Source organism: Pseudomonas sp. CVAP#3, from assembly GCF_018986375.1.
GTDB lineage: Bacteria > Pseudomonadota > Gammaproteobacteria > Pseudomonadales > Pseudomonadaceae > Aquipseudomonas > Aquipseudomonas helvetica.
Genome location: NZ_JAHMSC010000002.1, coordinates 26,519 through 43,483 on the forward strand (window position 1 = coordinate 26,519; position 16,965 = coordinate 43,483).

The window sequence follows — 16,965 nt, forward strand, 5'->3', positions numbered from 1 at the left end:
ATACGGCGAGGGATCGTGCCGACCGCCTGAAAGCTGCGCTGGAAAACCGAGGTGTTCATCCAGAGGCACTGAGCTGCTGCTGCATCGGCGGGCTTCCATCTAATCACGTTAGTTGTACTGGCTGGATGTCTCAATATTCAGGTTTTAAGGTACTCAACGATTTGGTCAATGTTGCTGATATGCGGCGCTGTATCAATCATATCGCTGGAGAGACACCACGGATAATTGAGGCTCTGCAGCCAATTCATTACTGACTCCAAGTCCTGTGCTGTGCAGGCTTGCATGTGTTCGATCGTGATGCGTAGATGCGATGCAAGCCCTGATTTTTGCAGGAACCGCCAGTGATATTCTCCGCAGCCTACGCGCAGTTCGCCAGTTTCTTTAACCGACATCCCCACCAACCATTTGCAGGTATGTGCGGTGGCCTCTGTCTTTGGTGGCTCGCCGAGGCAGAAAGTATAAACGTTCTCATAACACTGGCCAAAGCGGCGCACTAATATGTCCGCGATGCCTGCCCGGCCGTTGACATGGGGGGGAAATGAAATGACGCCTGTACGCACAACCATCTCAAGGGTTGCGTCGGGAGTGAAGCATTGCCGCAGAAGGTCTGGTCGGTTTCCGTCCTTGGCAAGGATGTATTTCTCAATCGAGCGAGCGGTGGTCGGCATCTTGGAGACGTCCTGAAAGTCGATGAAGTTAATGTGGGTGATTGCTTTGCGAGGTCACGCCTTCACGTTCTAAAGTCGATGAACGTGAAAGGCGAAACTTGAAGCAAGCCTAACGTGTTCGACAACGAGTTCGAGCGCTGAAACAGAGGTCGGCTGTTTATTTAAAGCGGTCAGCGACCGATGCTCGAAATACTTTACCGAATGGGCGAGATCGATGTGTGCGCAGCTTCAGAAGCTGCAATGCGGTGCCAAAAAACGCCACTGCACCGGCCCCGATCGCTAGCGTCCAACTTGGCATTTCCAACAGCAATAGGAAACCTCCCGCGCCAGCACCTAATGCGCTCCCCAGGTAAAGTGCTGACTCGTTCAAGGCGACTGCTAAATTACCATCGCCATTTCGCTCCCGCTCTGAGATCAACTCGTTATTTTGCGGAACCTGTAAGGCCCACCCCACGCATCCCCATGTAGCGATAGGAATCATGGCTAACCAAGGCGATACGGCGGCGGCCAGCGGCAGCGCCAATAGCGACGCAGTCAACACCAGCATTATGATAAATATCAGCACGGGTCCTTCAATACGTTCAACCAGCGGGGTAATCAAGAAACTTCCTGCTACCCCACCAAGGCCCCAAACCCAAAGATATGGCGTCACGCTATCGACTCCTCCGTAGGCGGGATCCGTCATGAGCGGGGCGATGAAAGTGTACATCCCCAAGCTGGACACTGCGGCTAGCAGCGAGACCAGCAGGGTGCTCACTACCTTCCGGTTCTCTAGCAATAAGAGTTTGCTACGGATGGTCATCTGCGGTCCGGCAGGGAGCGCTGGAAGGTTGACTACTAACCCCAGCCATGAGGCAGCACCAAGCAGAGCAATCAGCCACAGAGCGGCCTGCCACCCTGACCGCTCAGCAAGCAGCAGACTGAAAGGGACGCCCAGCACGGTTCCACTGGCCATTCCAGCCATGATGACGGCGATCGCTCGACCGCGCCCGTTAGGTTCAGATACTGCAACACAAGCAGTGATTCCGGTTGCCAGATAAACTCCGGCCCCCAGCCCGGCAATTGCACGACAAACTAACAGCGCAGCGAAATCATCAACGACAGCGCTGGCCATATTGGCCAAGACGAAGATCGCCAAGGCGGACAACAACCCGAGCCTCTGTCGTTGTGGGGGTAACAGGGCCACGAAGATAGGCGACCCGATGCCATAAGCCAAAGAGAACACCGCCACCAATTGAGCAGCCACCGCCACCTGCACACTAAAGGCCTGTTCAATCATAGGAACGAGGCCTGCCATTACATAGGACGCCATACCCAGCGCGAAGGCGCCGACAGCAATCCAATAGACCGAAGAGGGTGTTGTCCTGAACATAAGAATCTCCCTTTGCGAAATTAGGGCGGCGCAACAATTACGCGTCATCCCCTGCGCGGCAAATTCTTTAGCAAGCTAATCATTGTTACAATATCTACACTTTATGCTGTTACAGGGAGCAACTGTGTAATGGGAAGAACACTCGAACGCACCCGAGACGAGTTGGCGGCATTTTTGCGCAGTCGCCGAGAGCGCATTTCACCCGAGCAAGCAGGATTACCAACGACTGGGCGAAGAAGGACACCGGGGCTGCGTCGTGAGGAGGTCGCCGCGTTGGCAGGCGTCGGCTTGACTTGGTATACATGGCTTGAGCAAGGCCGCGATATTGGGGTTTCACCGGCTTTCCTCGACAGTCTATGTCGAGTATTGAAACTTGACGCCATGGAACGCAGGCACCTTTACTTGCTGACCTACCAACGTGCTCCAGCAGAACAGGCACAGACTTGGTGCGTCGTTCCAACGATCATCCATCGTTTGATGGCAGACATGCCGCTGCGCCCCGCCTATGTCCTGAATTTGCGTTGGGACGTTCTCGCATGGAATCCGGCCGGCGATAAAGTATTCAACTTTGCAGACAAACCTCCAGAGCAGCGCAACCTCCTGTGGATGCTGTTTACTGATGAGAAAATGCGTTCGCTGTTGTGCCCCTGGGAGGAGCAGGCGATACAAATGCTCTCTAGCTTTCGCAGGGATTTTGTTCATGCTTCGGCGCAAAGCGATGTTGCTGAGCTGGTGCGCAGCCTCGAGAAAGTCAGTGCAGAGTTCAAGTATTGGTGGAACAGGCAGGATATTCACGGCCCTTGCCAAGGCATCAGAAATTTTGAAATTCCGTCATTTGGAAATATCTCGTTTGAGCATGCAACCCTGATAATTGACGCCGACAGGCACTTGCACTTGGTTTATTACGCGCCCAGTTTGGAAGGCGCTGCTCAGAGTAAGTTTGAGGGATGGCTTCAGGGCAGATATAGCTAGTTTGCAAGCCGATCATGCGCTCCTTATCCACTATTTACTATTCGCCCTCCGGGCTTCAGTTGGCTTGTGTTCCTATGGTGAAGGGGCTTTGCAGGTCAGGCACGGGTTAGTTGCTTAACTGACGGCAGACCCCCGGGGGGCGGGGGGGCTCGTGCAGGACTTAATATTCCTGATGGCCACGATTGACAAACTCTCACGACTTGTAGGAATTTAGCCGCCCGCAGATAAGGCATATCTGCTGACGGCCAAAAGATAGCCGTTATTCACCACACAAAGGATTGTCTATGCAAGGTTCAAATACCGTTGCCCAACAGGCGGGCGGTCAGCTGGTGCATGCGCATCAGAACACTCCGCACATGAACATTGCCCAGCAAATCCTCGAATGTCTGTTTCGGCGTCGTAGTCTTGCCCCGGAACAGGATCATGAGCTTTCGTTGCAGGTGCTGGAACCCCATCTGGCGAAGGTAATGCAGGCGGTCGAGAGCGGTCGCAAGGTCGAAATGGTCTTGCCAGCCTTTCCCGGCAAGTCGCCCAGCCGCAAGAAAACCCTGAGCCATCTCCCTGATCTTGCTGAACACCATGCAATCGACGAGTTACACCGCCTGTGTGAGGAGATCCGGGAGATCTATGCGCCGGGCGCGCTGATTCATATCTGCTCCGATGGCTATGTGTTCTCTGACTTGGTGCATGTTCCCGATTCTGACGTCAAGGCTTACACCGACGCTATCCAGGATTACGCCGAACAGCACTATCCCGGTACGTTCGCCCATTTCGACCTCAGGGATGCCTATCCTCAGCTTGATTGTCTGGACGCCATGCGTGAGGAGATGATGATCGAGCACGGCCAGTCATTGATCCTGTTGCAGCAGCGCTTCAAGGATGAACCGCACATGATGTTGATGTACTGCGGTATCCATCGCTTTCTTTCCGAGGATTATTCGGGGCTCAAGGTATTCGCCGGCATGAGCCTGAATGCGGTGAAGAAGGTCGCCAAGCCGGCCTCCCAGCGGGTGATTCAGCGCAGTGAAGCCTGGAGCGCCCTATTACTGGCTCGCTACCCGCATTGCCTGCGCCTGTCGATTCACCCGCAACTGGCGGTGTCGACGAAGATCGGAATCCGGCTGGTGCCAACCAGTGACCTGTGGCGTACGCCCTGGCATTCGGTAGCCATCAAGCGACGGGGTGTGGTCACCCTCGAAAAACGCAGTAATGTCGATGAGCGCTACCACCGTCTGGTGTTTCGCAAGGGGCGTCCTTGTCACTACGCCAGTGCTCAATGATGGCGTCTCGGTTGCGGGTCGAAGCCGTACTCTTCGATTTGGATGGAACCTTGGTGGACACCTTGCCGGACATCACCTGGTGCCTGAACCAGGTGTTACTCGAACACGGTTGCCCGGCGCTGACTGCGCAAACCGTGCGGGGGTATATCGGTGGCGGGACCACTGCGATGATTGAGCGGGTTGCCGCGCAGTTTGGTATCGCTGATGCGATCGCCCTGCACCAGCGCTATGTGACGCTATATCAGCACAACCTGGTTCAATTTTCCCGGCCATTCAGCGGTGTACTGGAATTGCTCGAAGGCTGCCGCCAGTTACAGCTGCCGCTGGCTATCGTGACCAACAAGACCGAGGAAATGGCCTTGCAGGTTTCCAGAACATTACTGCCGCAGAATGCTTTCGGGCCGATACTGGGGCATCGCACGGGCAGGTCACTCAAGCCTCAGCCAGATGTGGCATGGGAAGCCGCGCGGCGGTTGTCGGTTGATCCGCAACGCTGTTTATTCGTCGGTGACACAGAGATCGACCTGAAAACTGCCCGTGCCGCAGGTATGTACTCGGCAGCGGTCACCTGGGGGTATGGCCAGACTCATACTTTGCAGGCCCAGGCTCCGAACTTCTGCTGTGAACAACCGGCCGGGTTGTTGCGCATTCTGCAGCAAGTCTGCGGGACAGCGCATGCGTTCACCGAGCATGGCGATACCGTCAAATCCTATTGATACACACAAACCCTCAAGGAAGTTGTTCTATGGAACATAGAGATGCCTGGATCGCTGCCGTCAGCGATTTGCTGTCTGGTTATCTGCTCAAAGGCACGGATGATTGTTTCGAAACACAAGGCCGGGCGCATCTGGCGCACAGCCTGGGGCAGTACTTTGATCAAAACCTGCCAGTGCGTCTGGTACTGCCAGGTTTTCCCTGCAAGTCGCCAAATGCCAGTGACCAGACCTTCGGCGTACTGCCGGATTATGGTGAGGTGATGGCCATCGAGCGCCTCGACCAGCTCGGCCAAGCCATCGCCGCATTGCATGCACCGGGCTGTGTGGTGTCGATCCTCAGCGACGGGACGACGTTCAATGACATCGTTGGGGTGGCCGACGACGTTCGCGCGGCCTACAACCGGGCTTTGCGTGAACTGTGCACCACCCATACGATTCAGTGGGTCAGCATGGAAGACCTGTTCCCGCAGGCCCAAAGTGCCGAGGCGGTCCGCGCCAGCCTGGTCAAGCAGGCCCGTCTACCCTGGAAAAACCTTGGCGAACTGATCGAGCAGAGCCGGCACGATGAATCCCTCAGCCAGGCCCATGACAACCTCTGTAGTCATTTGTACAACGACCTGCGCCTGTGCCGTGAGGACGGGCAGAGCGAGGACGAGTACCTGCAGCAAATCAACTTCAAAGCCTACCAGATGATGTTTCGCGGGCAGGCATTGAATGCGGCAGTGGATCGTTTCTTCGGCGACGACATTCGATTATCGGTCCATCAGTACAGCAACGCCGGGCCCAAATTTACCTTTGGGTTGGCTGAAGGGCTGACCCGTGTCGATAGCCCCTGGCATGCGGTGCCGGTGTGCAACATCGATGGAAGCCAGCGTCTTCGCGCACGGGCCCAGGTCGACCTCGACCACCATGTGCTGATCACCTGGCAGGGGCGGCCATGGCTCTACCACCAAACAGAAAACTCGCAGGCCCAAGGCTTCGAATACGAACTGCAAAAGCTTCCGCTATTTGGCCTGGTGGTGCGAGACCCGCTGGGGCTGGGTTTCGAGCGACTGTCCAGCGGCCTGCTGGAGGCACTGGTGGAAACCTTTGGTTTCGTCTGTCTCAAGGGCTGTCGCTTCGACGACCAGGACAGTTTTGCTCGCAGCTGCGAACGCTTTGGCACGCTGTACGAGTGGGCCTTCGGTGCCGTGAATGTGGTCAAGCCCGCGGACAAACCCCAGGGCGTGGTGCACTCGCTGGAGAAAACGCCGTTGCACTGGGACCTGAACATGCTGCCCGACAGCGACCCACAGGTTCAGCGCAATCCGAAATTCTGCGCCAGCAAATTCATGCTGTATTGCAAGACAGCGCCGCAGCCGGGCGAGGGTCAGACCACCATCGTCGACAGCCGAAACGTGCTGCGAAAAGTCGGGCAGCACGTCGCCCGACAATGGCAGGCGGTGAACATTACCTACTACACCAAGATGACTTACTTCGGTGGTTCGCCGCGCATGTTCAGCCTGGTGGATCATAACCCCCGTAGCGGCGAACTCATCCTGCGTTACCAAGAGGGCACAGACTCGGCATTGCAGACCCTGAGCCAGTCTGTGCAGGACCATGACGAGGAGGCCCAGCAGGCGCTGCTTGAACAGGTCAACGCGCTGGTTTATGACCCGGACTGCCTGATCGCCCATCAATGGAGCGAAGGTGATCTGGTGCTGATCGACAACTATCGGACGCTGCACGGCCGACTGCCGATGTCGCCGGCTTCCTCCTCGCGGGAGCTATGGCGGGTGCAGGTTTACTAACCGCTATTGTCTGGCAGGCCCTGGAGACAGGGCCTTGCAAGAAATTCCCTTCCAGAGTTCTTCCCATCACTGCGCAATAAAGTCGCGAACCGCCCGAATAGTCTGCGTCGGCGCCTCTTCCATCAGCCAATGTCCTGCCCCTGGCACCACCACTTCCGTGACCTTGTCCGCTGCGTTGCGCATCACGATCAAAAATAAATCAGTCCCTTTTGTCCTCTTTCCTTTCGTTCCATTGCTGGCATCATCTAACCCAAATTTACTTAAGGAGGAGGTTGAGAAATGCTGTTGGCATGTTATGGGAGAGCAGGCGGAGAATGTGTCACCCCTGAAGAGTTCATACGTCGCAGTGGTCCAAATTATCGAGAGAAGGGTATTTTTCCGTACTGTCCGGGTTGCGATGAACGCGTCGATCCGTATGGCGTACATAGCACGAACGTTACGTCACGATTCGATCACCAGAACCTAGATGAAGCTATCGACCCCCTAGATGACTGCTTGGAAGCAAATCGTTCGGGTCGATTTAGAGGCATGCATGCTGATGGCTGGGATGATGAACGTGGTCAGCGATTACGTGATGAGTTTTTCGAACCAGACAACCTGAAGCAAGCATATGCGTTCTGCCTGGCAATATGCCGAAAAGGAAACCTTACGGCAGGGCAGTTCGCTGAGTTGATAGCTCGAGCCGACAGAAAAAGCATCTGGGCGTACAAGGATATCCCGCTCTGGGTGATTCCTTATGTTCTGTTGACGCTGGGTAACTTTGGGGCCGGAGCAAATGCACGGTACCCATTCCACTTTGTACTCAAAAAAAACCGGTCGCAGGGGTTGTCACAGATCTGGCAGACCGGAGAGCATCGCTGCTCCATCGGCAAGGTATTCTCAAACTCCGGAGAGCCGGTGAACACGCTAGGCAATCCCTACCCAATCAACCATCAATATCTGATTGACACGGCTGGCGATACAGGCTGGATTGAGACTCGGTTGTTACGGGCCTTGAGCGCTGCCGGGCAATAGCCTTCAGGCCAAGTGGTGTCGACCTGCAACTGCCAAAAGTGTAAGGAGCAAAGAAAATAGGAAAAAGGTGACAGATCTATTTGAGTAAATAGATCTGTCACCTTTGTATAGGGTTAGGCTGCATTATTAATTGCAGCTTCTAAACATTTAATCGTATTGTGCTCTCCGAGTGCCGATAGAGCTTGATTAACTATAACCCAGCTATCACCTAGCTTCCCTGTTATGTGGTACTGGTAAAGATTGTAAATTGAATAATATGCCATTTCCATGTCGGCGCTAAATTTTAAATCTTCGTCTTGTAGGGCCGTAGCAGGTTCTAAGTAACGCTCGTTAATATTTAATTCGTCTTTACCTTTGATGACGGCTTCTATTGCATCGTAGGGTAAAGAAAAGTCAATTTTTTGCACTGTTCCTGCAAGGGTTTCACGGTATTCAGTGATTCCGTTGTTGCTGGTGTAGTTAAGCCAAAGCTTATAAGCCTTTTTGCAAAGATCAATATGGACCTTTTTTTGTTTCTCTGGACCTAACTCAAAATATTTTTTCGCTACTGGATGCATACGAAGCCTAACGTTTGGTTCAGGGGAGGGCTGCGGAGCGCAGCTCCAAGTAAGCGACGCGAACGGCCTTGAGCCGTCTATTAGGCGTCACTGCCGCCAGATAAGTAAATGACCTGGAAAAAGCGGGGCGCCCATTAATCGGTCTCAAGTCAAGGCTAATGGGTGTCCCCTTTGTTGCGCAATAAGTACCAACTTTTGGTCGTGAATGATTAATTTGGCTGTTTATCACAGATATAGAAACTACAAAGCCTGTACCAGGCCATCTGTAATTATTCCCGAAAAAATCGTCTCTACCGGTCCGATGAGAAAGACAGGTCCCACGCCATCCCATTGAACCGTTACAGTTCCGCCATCACATTCAACCTCAACGGAATTGTCTAGCAAGCCACGACGAATTCCGTTAACAGCAGCGCCGCAAGAGCAGGAACCTGAACCAAGCGGAATACCGCCCCAACGCTCCCAAATGCGCAATCGAATGTGCTTTCGGTCAATGATTTGGACGAAATGCACGTTCGTCCTGAGGGGAAATAGGGGGTTGGTTTCAATTGCCGGCCCGATTGTCGCGATATCAACAGCTGTTAGATCATCCACAAAATAGGTGCAGTGCGGATTTCCCATGCTGCAAGCTGTTGGGCCACCAGCAAGTGGCAAAACAGCAGTATCCATTTCCAGAGCCAGAGGAATATCCGACCAGCCGAAAAGTGGTTCTCCCATGTTGACCGAAATTGCGCTGGTTGAGGTTCGTTCGCAAGTCAGTAGACCACGGTTGGTTCGGAGCGCTATCGAAGTAATATTGGATTCACGCATCAGCATATCCGCAGCACCCCGCGTTGCGCTGCCACAAACGTCCAGCGTGGAGCCATCTGCATTCCAAAACATCAAGCGCGCATCTGCGTCATCGCAATCGAGCACCACTGCGAGTTGATTGAATCCGACTCCGCGGTTCCGATCACCCATTCGCCGAGCCATGTTACTTGTCATTGGATTGGACGAGTTTCGCGAGTCTACGATAACGAAGTCATCGCCATTGGCGTGCATTTTATGAAAGCTCAGCGGCATTGATCGACCCTGGCGAGAGGCATATGGTGAATTGACGTTTAAAGGCGATCTAGCCTTGTTCGTATGATTTTTTCAAGCGGTGTGAAAGTTCGAGAGACAGATGCGTTTCACAGATGCATACCTTAGACGACGGCATCAAAGGGTGAGTTGCCCGGACGGTTAGAGCGCCAGTGACTACCCTGAGCGCTGAACTGCAACATACTGGGCAACTAAAGGTTGGCTAGAGATTTTTCCCGGCTTCTCGATTCGGAGCCGCGGCGCGTCGAAGTCAGTTCAGGCCTGGGTAGACAGCTCACGCAGTGCTCGCCCTGATAACCACCCCGGATTGGCCGAGTGCTCCCCCGGGGGTATTGTGTCAGGCTATGCCGTTTTCACCCGTAGCTCCTAGTTTCGCTAGGGGCTTTTTCATGCTCAGGACGAGTCATTCAAGATGTTGATGAAGCTGGCGCCGAAGAAGCGGCGCAACCCGCGTAATTTCTATCTGGGTATCGCTGCGGTGGTACTGATTGCCGGGATTGGACGCTATTTCGCGCTCAAGGCCGAGCAGGAGAAGGTGGCCCAACAGGCGCTGCTGGTCGAGCGCCTCGCCCAGTTGGACGCGACCCTGCCAAAGCAACTGGATGCAATTACCACCCTTGAGTACGTCGGTTTGACGTACGGTGACACGATCTTCTACCGCTACAGGACCGACTTAGCAGCGAGCAGCCTCTCCGAGGAAGGCAAGGTCAGCATGGAGGCGAGAATACGCCGTGATCTGGAGCAACTGGCCTGCAAGGAACCGCAGTTGCTGGCGATGATGCGCAGGTTCAAGTTTCACCAGGAGCATTACTACCTGGCCAGGAACAGCACACTCTTTTCCATTGAGCTTTACCCTGAACAGTTGAGCTGCCCAGGATGATGCCGATAAGGTGGGCGCCGTCGCTCGTTCATCGCCTCAGGCCATTCCCTAGACCGCAAGCGTCCAGCCAATCCGTCTTGTATGACTAGGCCGGCATCCACTTATGCGGCAGCAGTTGATCAATCTCACTTGCCTGCTGTGTCGGCAGACGAGTCAAAACGTCCTTGAGGTAAGCATACGGATCATGCCCATTCATACGCGCCGACTGGATCAAGCTCATGATCGCTGCGGCCCGTTTGTCACTGCGCAGCGATCCAGCAAGTCGAGTCAGCCGAAGGGAGTTTCACCCCTCGGCTGCTCACAGAACTGTACGTGACAGTCTCCCGTCAGGTCGCGGTAGGGATGGCAGACGCGTTTGAGTGGTCTCTTTTGGTCGGTAGCAGCTGGCGCTATTGACCTTAAGCTTTTAGCCGTCTAGCAATGCTTTAACACCAGCTCTACCTCTTACACTGAGTACGCTGCCGCCAGCGCGTGTTCTCGCATACGTCGGTATCCCCAAATGGCTACGAGGAGCACAGCTGCCCCTGCCGCTAACGCTACGTTGAATCCATAGCGTGCACCTTCCATATCCACCAACTGGCCGGACGCTGCAGCCCCCAGAGCTACTCCAACATTCAAGCCGGCCAGCAACCAGGTCATTCCTTCAGTCAATTGTCTTTCCGGCACGATTCTCTCTACCAGTGACATCGCCACAATCATTGTTGGCGCAAAGAACAGGCCTGCTACCAGGACCGCGCCGGCGAGCCCGGCAATGTTGCCAGCCATTAACAAGGGTAGTGTCGTCGCTGCGGTGGCCAGGCCACCCATCAGCAAGAGTTTGTGTAACGGCGTTTTCAGTTTGAGCGCACCAAACAGCAGGCCGGCTGCGCACGAACCGATGGCGTAACACGACAGCACGATACTGGCCGCCGCAGGACTGCCCATTTGTTCGGCGAACGCGACGCTCACGATATCGACCGTCCCGACGATGACGCCCATCGCGACCATCAACAATGTTAACAACCGGACATCCGACAGGCGAAAGACCGAGGCTGTGTGCGTGCTTATTTCTTCAGCGGATTCCACGGGGGGGGCGGTAGCGACTTGCGCAGCCAAAGCAAGTGCGCCGATCACCAGCAGTGCTACCGCCGCTAACGGCCCAGCCTGTGGGAAGACGGCCACGCTCAAGCCAACGGAAATGGGAGGGCCTGCGATGAAGGTAACTTCGTCTAGCACTGTTTCCAGTGAATAAGCCGTTTGCAGGTGCGGCTTGCCCCTGTAGATAGCCGTCCAGCGGGCGCGGACCATCGCTGACATGCTCGGCATGAAACCCGCCAGCGCGGCTGCCACGAACAGAGTCCAGTCGGGTGTATGCCAGTAGGTGCAAGCTAGTAGCAGAAGAATGCCCAGAGCGCTGATGCCAGTAGACACCGGCAGTACCCGGCGCTGACCGTATCGATCCACCAAGCGCGAAACTTGCGGCGACATCAATGCGTACGTCAGGACAAAGGTAGCTGAGACCGCGCCGGCCAGCGCGTAGCTGCCCCGCAGCTGTGACAGCATTGTAATGATGCCGATACCCGTCATAGGTAGCGGTAAACGGGCGAGGAGGCCGGCCAAGGAAAAACCCTTGGTGCCGGGGGCTTGGAACAGTACTCGGTACGGATTGGCCATGCTCGATTCTCCTTATCGAATTAGCGCAGCTTGCTTGGGCGTCGCTGAACTGAAAAAATACATTCATCGCGTATGATTAAAATCCTATAATCATACGAGGTGAATGTAAATGGCTTATCAACCCAGGAGAAATCATGGCTCGACGTACTCGCGCTGACATGGAAGAAACCCGCGCCACACTGCTCAAGACGGCACGCCAGATTTTCAGCGAACGCGGCTATGCAGAGACGTCCATGGATGATTTGACAGCACTGGCTAACCTGACCAGGGGCGCGCTTTATCATCATTTTGGAGACAAGAAAGGCTTGCTCACCGCTGTGGTCGCACAGATTGATGCTGAGATGGATGCGCGGTTACAAGCGATTTCGGACAGCACCGAAAACGTGTGGGAGGCCTTCAGAAACCGCTGCCGTGCTTACCTGGAAATGGCGCAGGAGCCTGAAATCCAACGCATCGTGTTGCGTGATGCCCGGGCTGTTCTGGGTAGCTCTCCGCCGGAGGCGCACCGTCATTGTGTTGCCTCTCTACAGAAAATGCTTGAGCAACTGATGCTCCAAGGGGTTGTCATGCAAGCCGATCCCGAAGCACTGGCGATGCTGATCTATGGAGGCTTGTGCGAAGCTGCCTTCTGGATCGCAGAGGCAGAGCCCGGTTCGAACAGGCTGTCGCAGGCGCTCGGGGCACTGGAGCTTCTGCTCAAGGGCGTCCGTAGCTGAAATCAGGAACATAAGGGGCGGAGTCCAGTGTCGGCAATATCTGCTTACGGGGGAGGGCAAGCATCGTTATCAGTTTGTTGTCGTGCAGTATCTAGCCCCTTATATAACTTCAGGGCAGGCCCTGAGTGCAGGGGCCTCCAAAAAAACCTCCGATACCTCGACCCGTTACTGCGCAATAAAGTCGCGAACAGCCCGAATAGTCTGGGTCGGCGCCTCTTCCATCAGCCAATGTCCTGCCCCCGGCACCACCACTTCCGTGACCTTGTCCGCTGCGTTGCGCATCACGATCGCTTCATTACTTCCAAAAGACTTTTCACCACCAATGGCCAGTACCGGCATGGTCAGTCGCGTCGCCATCGAGGCTTTGTTATCCACCTCATCCTGACGAATGCTGCGGAACTGGGCGAAGGCTGCGTGCATGGCGCCGGGGCGGGCATAGAGTTTGGCGTAATGCTGACGGGTTGCTTCATCCACCTTGGTGGGGTTGCCCGCGAACTCGTTCCAGAACCGGTCCAGGTAGATGCGCTCACGACCGGCTACCAGGCGTTCAGCATCCGGCCCGCCAAAGTCGAAGTGCCAAAGCATCGGTGAGCGGACAATCTCGTTCCAGGGCGGAATGCCCGGCACGGGCGCATCCATCACCACCAGGCGATCGGTACGCTGCGGATAACGCGCGGCGTAGGCGTAGGCGACCATGGTGCCGATGTCGTGGCCGATGACCACCGAGTGTTCGATACCCAGCGCGGCCAACACTGCACGGATGTCGCCCGCCTGGGTCTTCTTGTCGTAGCCGCTGTCCGGGATCGACGACAAGCCCATACCGCGAAGGTCCGGCACCACGACCGTGTGATCCCGGGCCAGATCGGCTGCCAGTGGCGCCCACATATCGCCGGTATCGCCAAAGCCATGCAACAGCACCACGGCCGGCCCCTTGCCGCCGACGCGCACATGCAGCGTGACGCCTTCTACAGGGATGTCCTGAATACGAAAGGCGGCAGGAAATGGCGTCACCTGAGCATGTGCTGGGAGGCTTAGAGCGAGCAGCATGAAAGCGGTCAACAGGGCTCGGATCATGACGGTGTCTCCGGACGTGCGCGTGGAAGGGGGCCCGAGTCAATGTGCGTGTCGTTTGGCGGCGAGCGTTGACCGCGCAATGTGATGCACGTAATCGACATGCCTCATTCAGCAGCAAGCCGATACGACCAAAATGGCGAGTCTTCTGAAGCGCGATAAGGTCCCGTTCGGATGAGCTTAGACCGTTTGGCTGTGATTGCTGGTCGCAGCCCATGGCGGCCGAAGTTTGGCTGTTCATTGGTACGAAACACGTACTGATGTTCGCGTGGCGGTTGATCAAATATAAAAATCGCCAACAAGAAAGGTGAGAGACTTATTTAAATAATTAGATCTCCCACCTTTTTGCTTCTTTCGCTCTTCCGTTAACGAGGCCGTTGTTGCAGAACCGGCGAGCGGACCTGTTGACTCCATATTTCAGAAAATGCAGAAAGTTTGGTTTCAGTTGTCTCCTTCTCGCTCGAATCACTTTCGAAGTAGAGAATGGTGATTCCGAATGCTTCTGTCTTATCTAGGTCTGCGCATACCGTAGTTAAGTCAAGCGTTAGTGTGGGAACAACGCCAGAAGACCAAAGTGCCCAGGCGCCGAGATCACTCTCTAAAGCTAACTTGTTCCATTGGTTACGTGGTACGTTTCCAGGCGTGACGAGCTCAGCAACATCTATTTTGCGAATAAGTATTCTTCGTCCTATCACTCCTAACGGCACCATAAAACCAACCGGTTTACCGTGGTAGTCTGTACCTCCGATCGAATCGCGAAGGAAATTTGTCCTACTGATTTTAGTCCGGGTAATGCCATCCACAGCGACATAGTACTGTGCCCACGATATCAATGTGGGCGACGTAAACGCTCCACGCTTGGCAGACATGTTTACCGCGTCGATGACGATACTTTTTATATTCGCAGTTCTAAGAATGTCAGCATCAGCTGGAATGATTCCGCTCTTTGAGATTACTACAGAGGCGACACTATTACGGTATTCATTTTTTGGCCCCAGGCCTAGAATTTGAGGCTTGACGGAAAGTAGCACATTATCTGGTGTGATTCCGGGGTTGAGATTCTCAAAGGTTTGAATTAGGCGGGTGACAAGGTAGTCTGAAATGTCGAGGGCAAGTTGTCTTTCGAATCCTGTACGACCTGCTGCAACCTCATCGCGCTGCAAGTTAATTGGGAATCGCCCATCGGGATCAAACACAACCAAACTAGGCGGTCGTGCGCAGATAACTCCTAGTTCATTCGAAATGTCCGGTGATAGTTTGTAACTGCTTCGACATAACCATATTCCATTACAAATTATCAAGCTGTCAGGTTGGCCCCATCGTTCAAGTGCTTCATAGCTCCAAATAATGTCGTCATATCCTTCCGCGTTGATACGGCGCCATTTAGTTGAGTCTAGGTTCGATTCGCACTCGGGAACTACATACATCTGTCTGAGGTCGCGGCGTACATCAGAAACAACTATTCGCTTTACGCTTGGACTAGTAAGGCAATACCAGTCCCATAAATTGTTATCTTTAGTAAGCTTGGTTACGATCTCATCTGTAACTGGGATCTCGATTCGGGTACCTACATGAAATTCACAAGGTGTGACTTCGATCGATTCTGAACCCTGTAAACACGAGAATGTAATCGCTTCGTCTTTCTCGTTGTAAATAGATCGAGTTGTTACTCTTATCTCTGGTCCTAGTAGGAAGGCTGCGAGTAAGCCTATTCCAAAACGTCCTGTTCGATGAACAGTAGAGTGTCCACTTAGCTCATGATTTTTTCGCCATATGTCACTGCGCCGGAAGGATGCGCCAATATTTAGAAGGTATTTATCTACTACATCTGGTGTCATTCCGACGCCGAAGTCTTCAATGATTAGTCTTGCGTTCTCGCCTTCAGGATAGCTTAGAGTGACAATTACATCTTCGTTGGTTTCTAATGTTGAGCTTACAACTCCCTTTGTTATCAAATCATCACGCTCTCGGCAAGCATCTACGGCATTTTGAATTAGCTCGCGAATGCCAATCTCTGGTTTGTCGCCATAGAGCGGCATGACAAGTAAGTCCATTAGTTCGGCGCTAGCAGTCTTGAATCTAAAGTCGCGTGGTAGATAAGGAGGGCGCCGCTTTTTCCAAAATGAATCTGGGTCGTCAAGATTTGACCTGATGCGTCTAATTGTAATTCCAAGAGAACTGAGTTGGGGGAGCAGTCCATAAATCTCTCCGAGTACTGCCCAGCTGCTATCTAGTTCGGTCTGAATGTCACGCAATAAGTTCCGCATCCCTAAGAAAGTTACGGCGCTTTCTGGCTCGCAATCCACGAATATAGCTTCTGGATCGTCGTGGGCTTGGTGGATCTCCCGAACAGACATATGCTTTCGCCACTCCCCGCGTGAAACTGGGCTGACGAGTGATTTAAGTCGGAGCAACTGTCCAGGGGCCCGCGAGGAGTGAATCTGAAGGTAGTCCGCTATGCGCAGTACCATCATTACAAAAGGACCTCTGCAGTTGAGGTGAACACGTCGCTGGTTTGGTTCGAGAATATCTACAGCAGAGCGTAATGATGAGTTGTGGCTCCTTGCCACGTATCCTGAAAGATCCATCAGATCCTTGAACTCCACATCAGCGAGAATAACTGGTGAGCCAGGTCCTGGTATTCCAGAGAGCGCGATTTCGTGCGCGAGTCTCGCGTGATGTCGTCGGAGAAATTCGCCAATGAGCAATCGATGTTTGTACGTCAAATCAAGCTTATTTGATGGCACTTCTTGAACTGGATCAGAGCTACCGAATAGTGCAAGTAGCTTGCGTTGGTCGAATCGACGTGCCTCCGTGAGGAACTGATCCCAAAGTGTCGGCCATGATGTCTCTCCCTTTATATAGCGGGATGGTGTTGGCTGATAATGACCTCCTATTAGGGAAAAAAATCCGTCCTCGGAGATGTGGAGCGCGCAATCATGCAGGAGCACGGACAGTATGATGACTGCTCCATCTTCGGCCGTTAAATGCGGCCAAGACGCGTCGGATATTAGCCCTTCAGCGGTGAGCAAAACCTCTGTTAAGTGTTTTAGGCTGTGATCGGTGTATTCGTGAAAAAAAACGGTCCTGTTGTCTAGTGTCCACGGTTCAACAATGGTAAGTGCTTTAAGCACTACGGCATTCAGAGCATGGTCACGATTTATGAGTTCTTTTATTCTTGGCGGCAAGTACATTGGAT

At 53.9% G+C, this 16,965-nt stretch carries 14 protein-coding genes and 2 pseudogenes; 7 read left to right on the top strand and 9 right to left on the bottom strand.

Annotated elements, in window-relative coordinates:
* Nucleotides 1–137: 137 nt before the first annotated feature.
* Nucleotides 138–668, bottom strand: coding sequence for a nuclear transport factor 2 family protein (locus KRR23_RS03585; protein ID WP_216741377.1), 531 nt, complete (start codon nt 666–668; stop codon nt 138–140).
* A gap of 157 nt (nt 669–825) precedes the next feature.
* Nucleotides 826–2,040, bottom strand: a complete 1,215-nt coding sequence (locus tag KRR23_RS03590; RefSeq protein WP_216741378.1) for an MFS transporter — start codon at nt 2,038–2,040, stop codon at nt 826–828.
* Nucleotides 2,041–2,169: 129 nt separating this feature from the next.
* Between KRR23_RS03590 and KRR23_RS03595 the strand changes: the two genes are divergently transcribed.
* From KRR23_RS03595 to KRR23_RS03615, 5 genes are all read left to right on the top strand, one after another.
* Complete coding sequence (locus KRR23_RS03595) at nt 2,170–3,012, top strand: helix-turn-helix transcriptional regulator (protein WP_216741379.1); 843 nt, start codon at nt 2,170–2,172, stop codon at nt 3,010–3,012.
* 284 nt (nt 3,013–3,296) lie between these two features.
* Nucleotides 3,297–4,292 (top strand): isocyanide synthase family protein, encoded by a 996-nt coding sequence (locus tag KRR23_RS03600; RefSeq protein ID WP_216741380.1) that lies wholly within the window; start codon nt 3,297–3,299, stop codon nt 4,290–4,292.
* Nucleotides 4,289–5,008, top strand: a complete 720-nt coding sequence (locus KRR23_RS03605; protein ID WP_253911915.1) for an HAD family hydrolase — start codon at nt 4,289–4,291, stop codon at nt 5,006–5,008. The genes KRR23_RS03600 and KRR23_RS03605 overlap by 4 nt, the downstream gene beginning before the upstream one ends.
* A gap of 29 nt (nt 5,009–5,037) precedes the next feature.
* Complete coding sequence (locus tag KRR23_RS03610) at nt 5,038–6,798, top strand: L-tyrosine/L-tryptophan isonitrile synthase family protein (RefSeq protein WP_216741381.1); 1,761 nt, start codon at nt 5,038–5,040, stop codon at nt 6,796–6,798.
* A gap of 279 nt (nt 6,799–7,077) precedes the next feature.
* The gene (locus KRR23_RS03615) at nt 7,078–7,812 is read left to right on the top strand and encodes a hypothetical protein (protein ID WP_216741382.1); all 735 of its coding nucleotides are present in this window, start codon (nt 7,078–7,080) and stop codon (nt 7,810–7,812) included.
* 113 nt (nt 7,813–7,925) lie between these two features.
* Here the strand turns inward: KRR23_RS03615 and KRR23_RS03620 are convergent, their stop codons facing one another.
* Nucleotides 7,926–8,369: a hypothetical protein gene (locus KRR23_RS03620; RefSeq protein ID WP_216741383.1), complete on the bottom strand. Its 444-nt coding sequence runs from the start codon at nt 8,367–8,369 to the stop codon at nt 7,926–7,928.
* 240 nt (nt 8,370–8,609) lie between these two features.
* Complete coding sequence (gene dapF, locus KRR23_RS03625; RefSeq protein ID WP_216741384.1) at nt 8,610–9,428, bottom strand: diaminopimelate epimerase; 819 nt, start codon at nt 9,426–9,428, stop codon at nt 8,610–8,612.
* A gap of 430 nt (nt 9,429–9,858) precedes the next feature.
* Between dapF and KRR23_RS03630 the strand changes: the two genes are divergently transcribed.
* Nucleotides 9,859–10,326: a hypothetical protein gene (locus tag KRR23_RS03630; RefSeq protein ID WP_216741385.1), complete on the top strand. Its 468-nt coding sequence runs from the start codon at nt 9,859–9,861 to the stop codon at nt 10,324–10,326.
* 85 nt (nt 10,327–10,411) lie between these two features.
* On the opposite strand, the pseudogene KRR23_RS03635 reads toward KRR23_RS03630, so the two are convergent.
* Nucleotides 10,412–10,585 (bottom strand): annotated as a pseudogene (locus tag KRR23_RS03635) (transposase domain-containing protein); the annotation flags it as partial.
* A 185-nt stretch (nt 10,586–10,770) separates the two neighbouring features.
* Nucleotides 10,771–11,979: an MFS transporter gene (locus KRR23_RS03640; protein ID WP_216741386.1), complete on the bottom strand. Its 1,209-nt coding sequence runs from the start codon at nt 11,977–11,979 to the stop codon at nt 10,771–10,773.
* A gap of 134 nt (nt 11,980–12,113) precedes the next feature.
* Between KRR23_RS03640 and KRR23_RS03645 the strand changes: the two genes are divergently transcribed.
* A complete protein-coding gene (locus tag KRR23_RS03645; protein ID WP_216741387.1) occupies nt 12,114–12,695 on the top strand; it encodes a TetR/AcrR family transcriptional regulator in 582 nt (193 codons plus the stop codon).
* Nucleotides 12,696–12,860: 165 nt separating this feature from the next.
* On the opposite strand, the gene KRR23_RS03650 is transcribed toward KRR23_RS03645, so the two are convergent.
* The 3 genes and pseudogenes from KRR23_RS03650 to KRR23_RS03660 all read right to left on the bottom strand — a co-directional run bounded on the left by KRR23_RS03650 (nt 12,861) and on the right by KRR23_RS03660 (nt 16,960).
* Nucleotides 12,861–13,769, bottom strand: coding sequence for an alpha/beta fold hydrolase (locus KRR23_RS03650; RefSeq protein WP_216741388.1), 909 nt, complete (start codon nt 13,767–13,769; stop codon nt 12,861–12,863).
* A gap of 203 nt (nt 13,770–13,972) precedes the next feature.
* A pseudogene (locus KRR23_RS03655) lies at nt 13,973–14,056 on the bottom strand (XRE family transcriptional regulator); the annotation flags it as partial.
* Between the two features lie 75 nt (nt 14,057–14,131).
* A complete protein-coding gene (locus KRR23_RS03660; protein WP_216741389.1) occupies nt 14,132–16,960 on the bottom strand; it encodes an ATP-binding protein in 2,829 nt (942 codons plus the stop codon).
* Between the last annotated feature and the right edge of the window lie 5 nt (nt 16,961–16,965).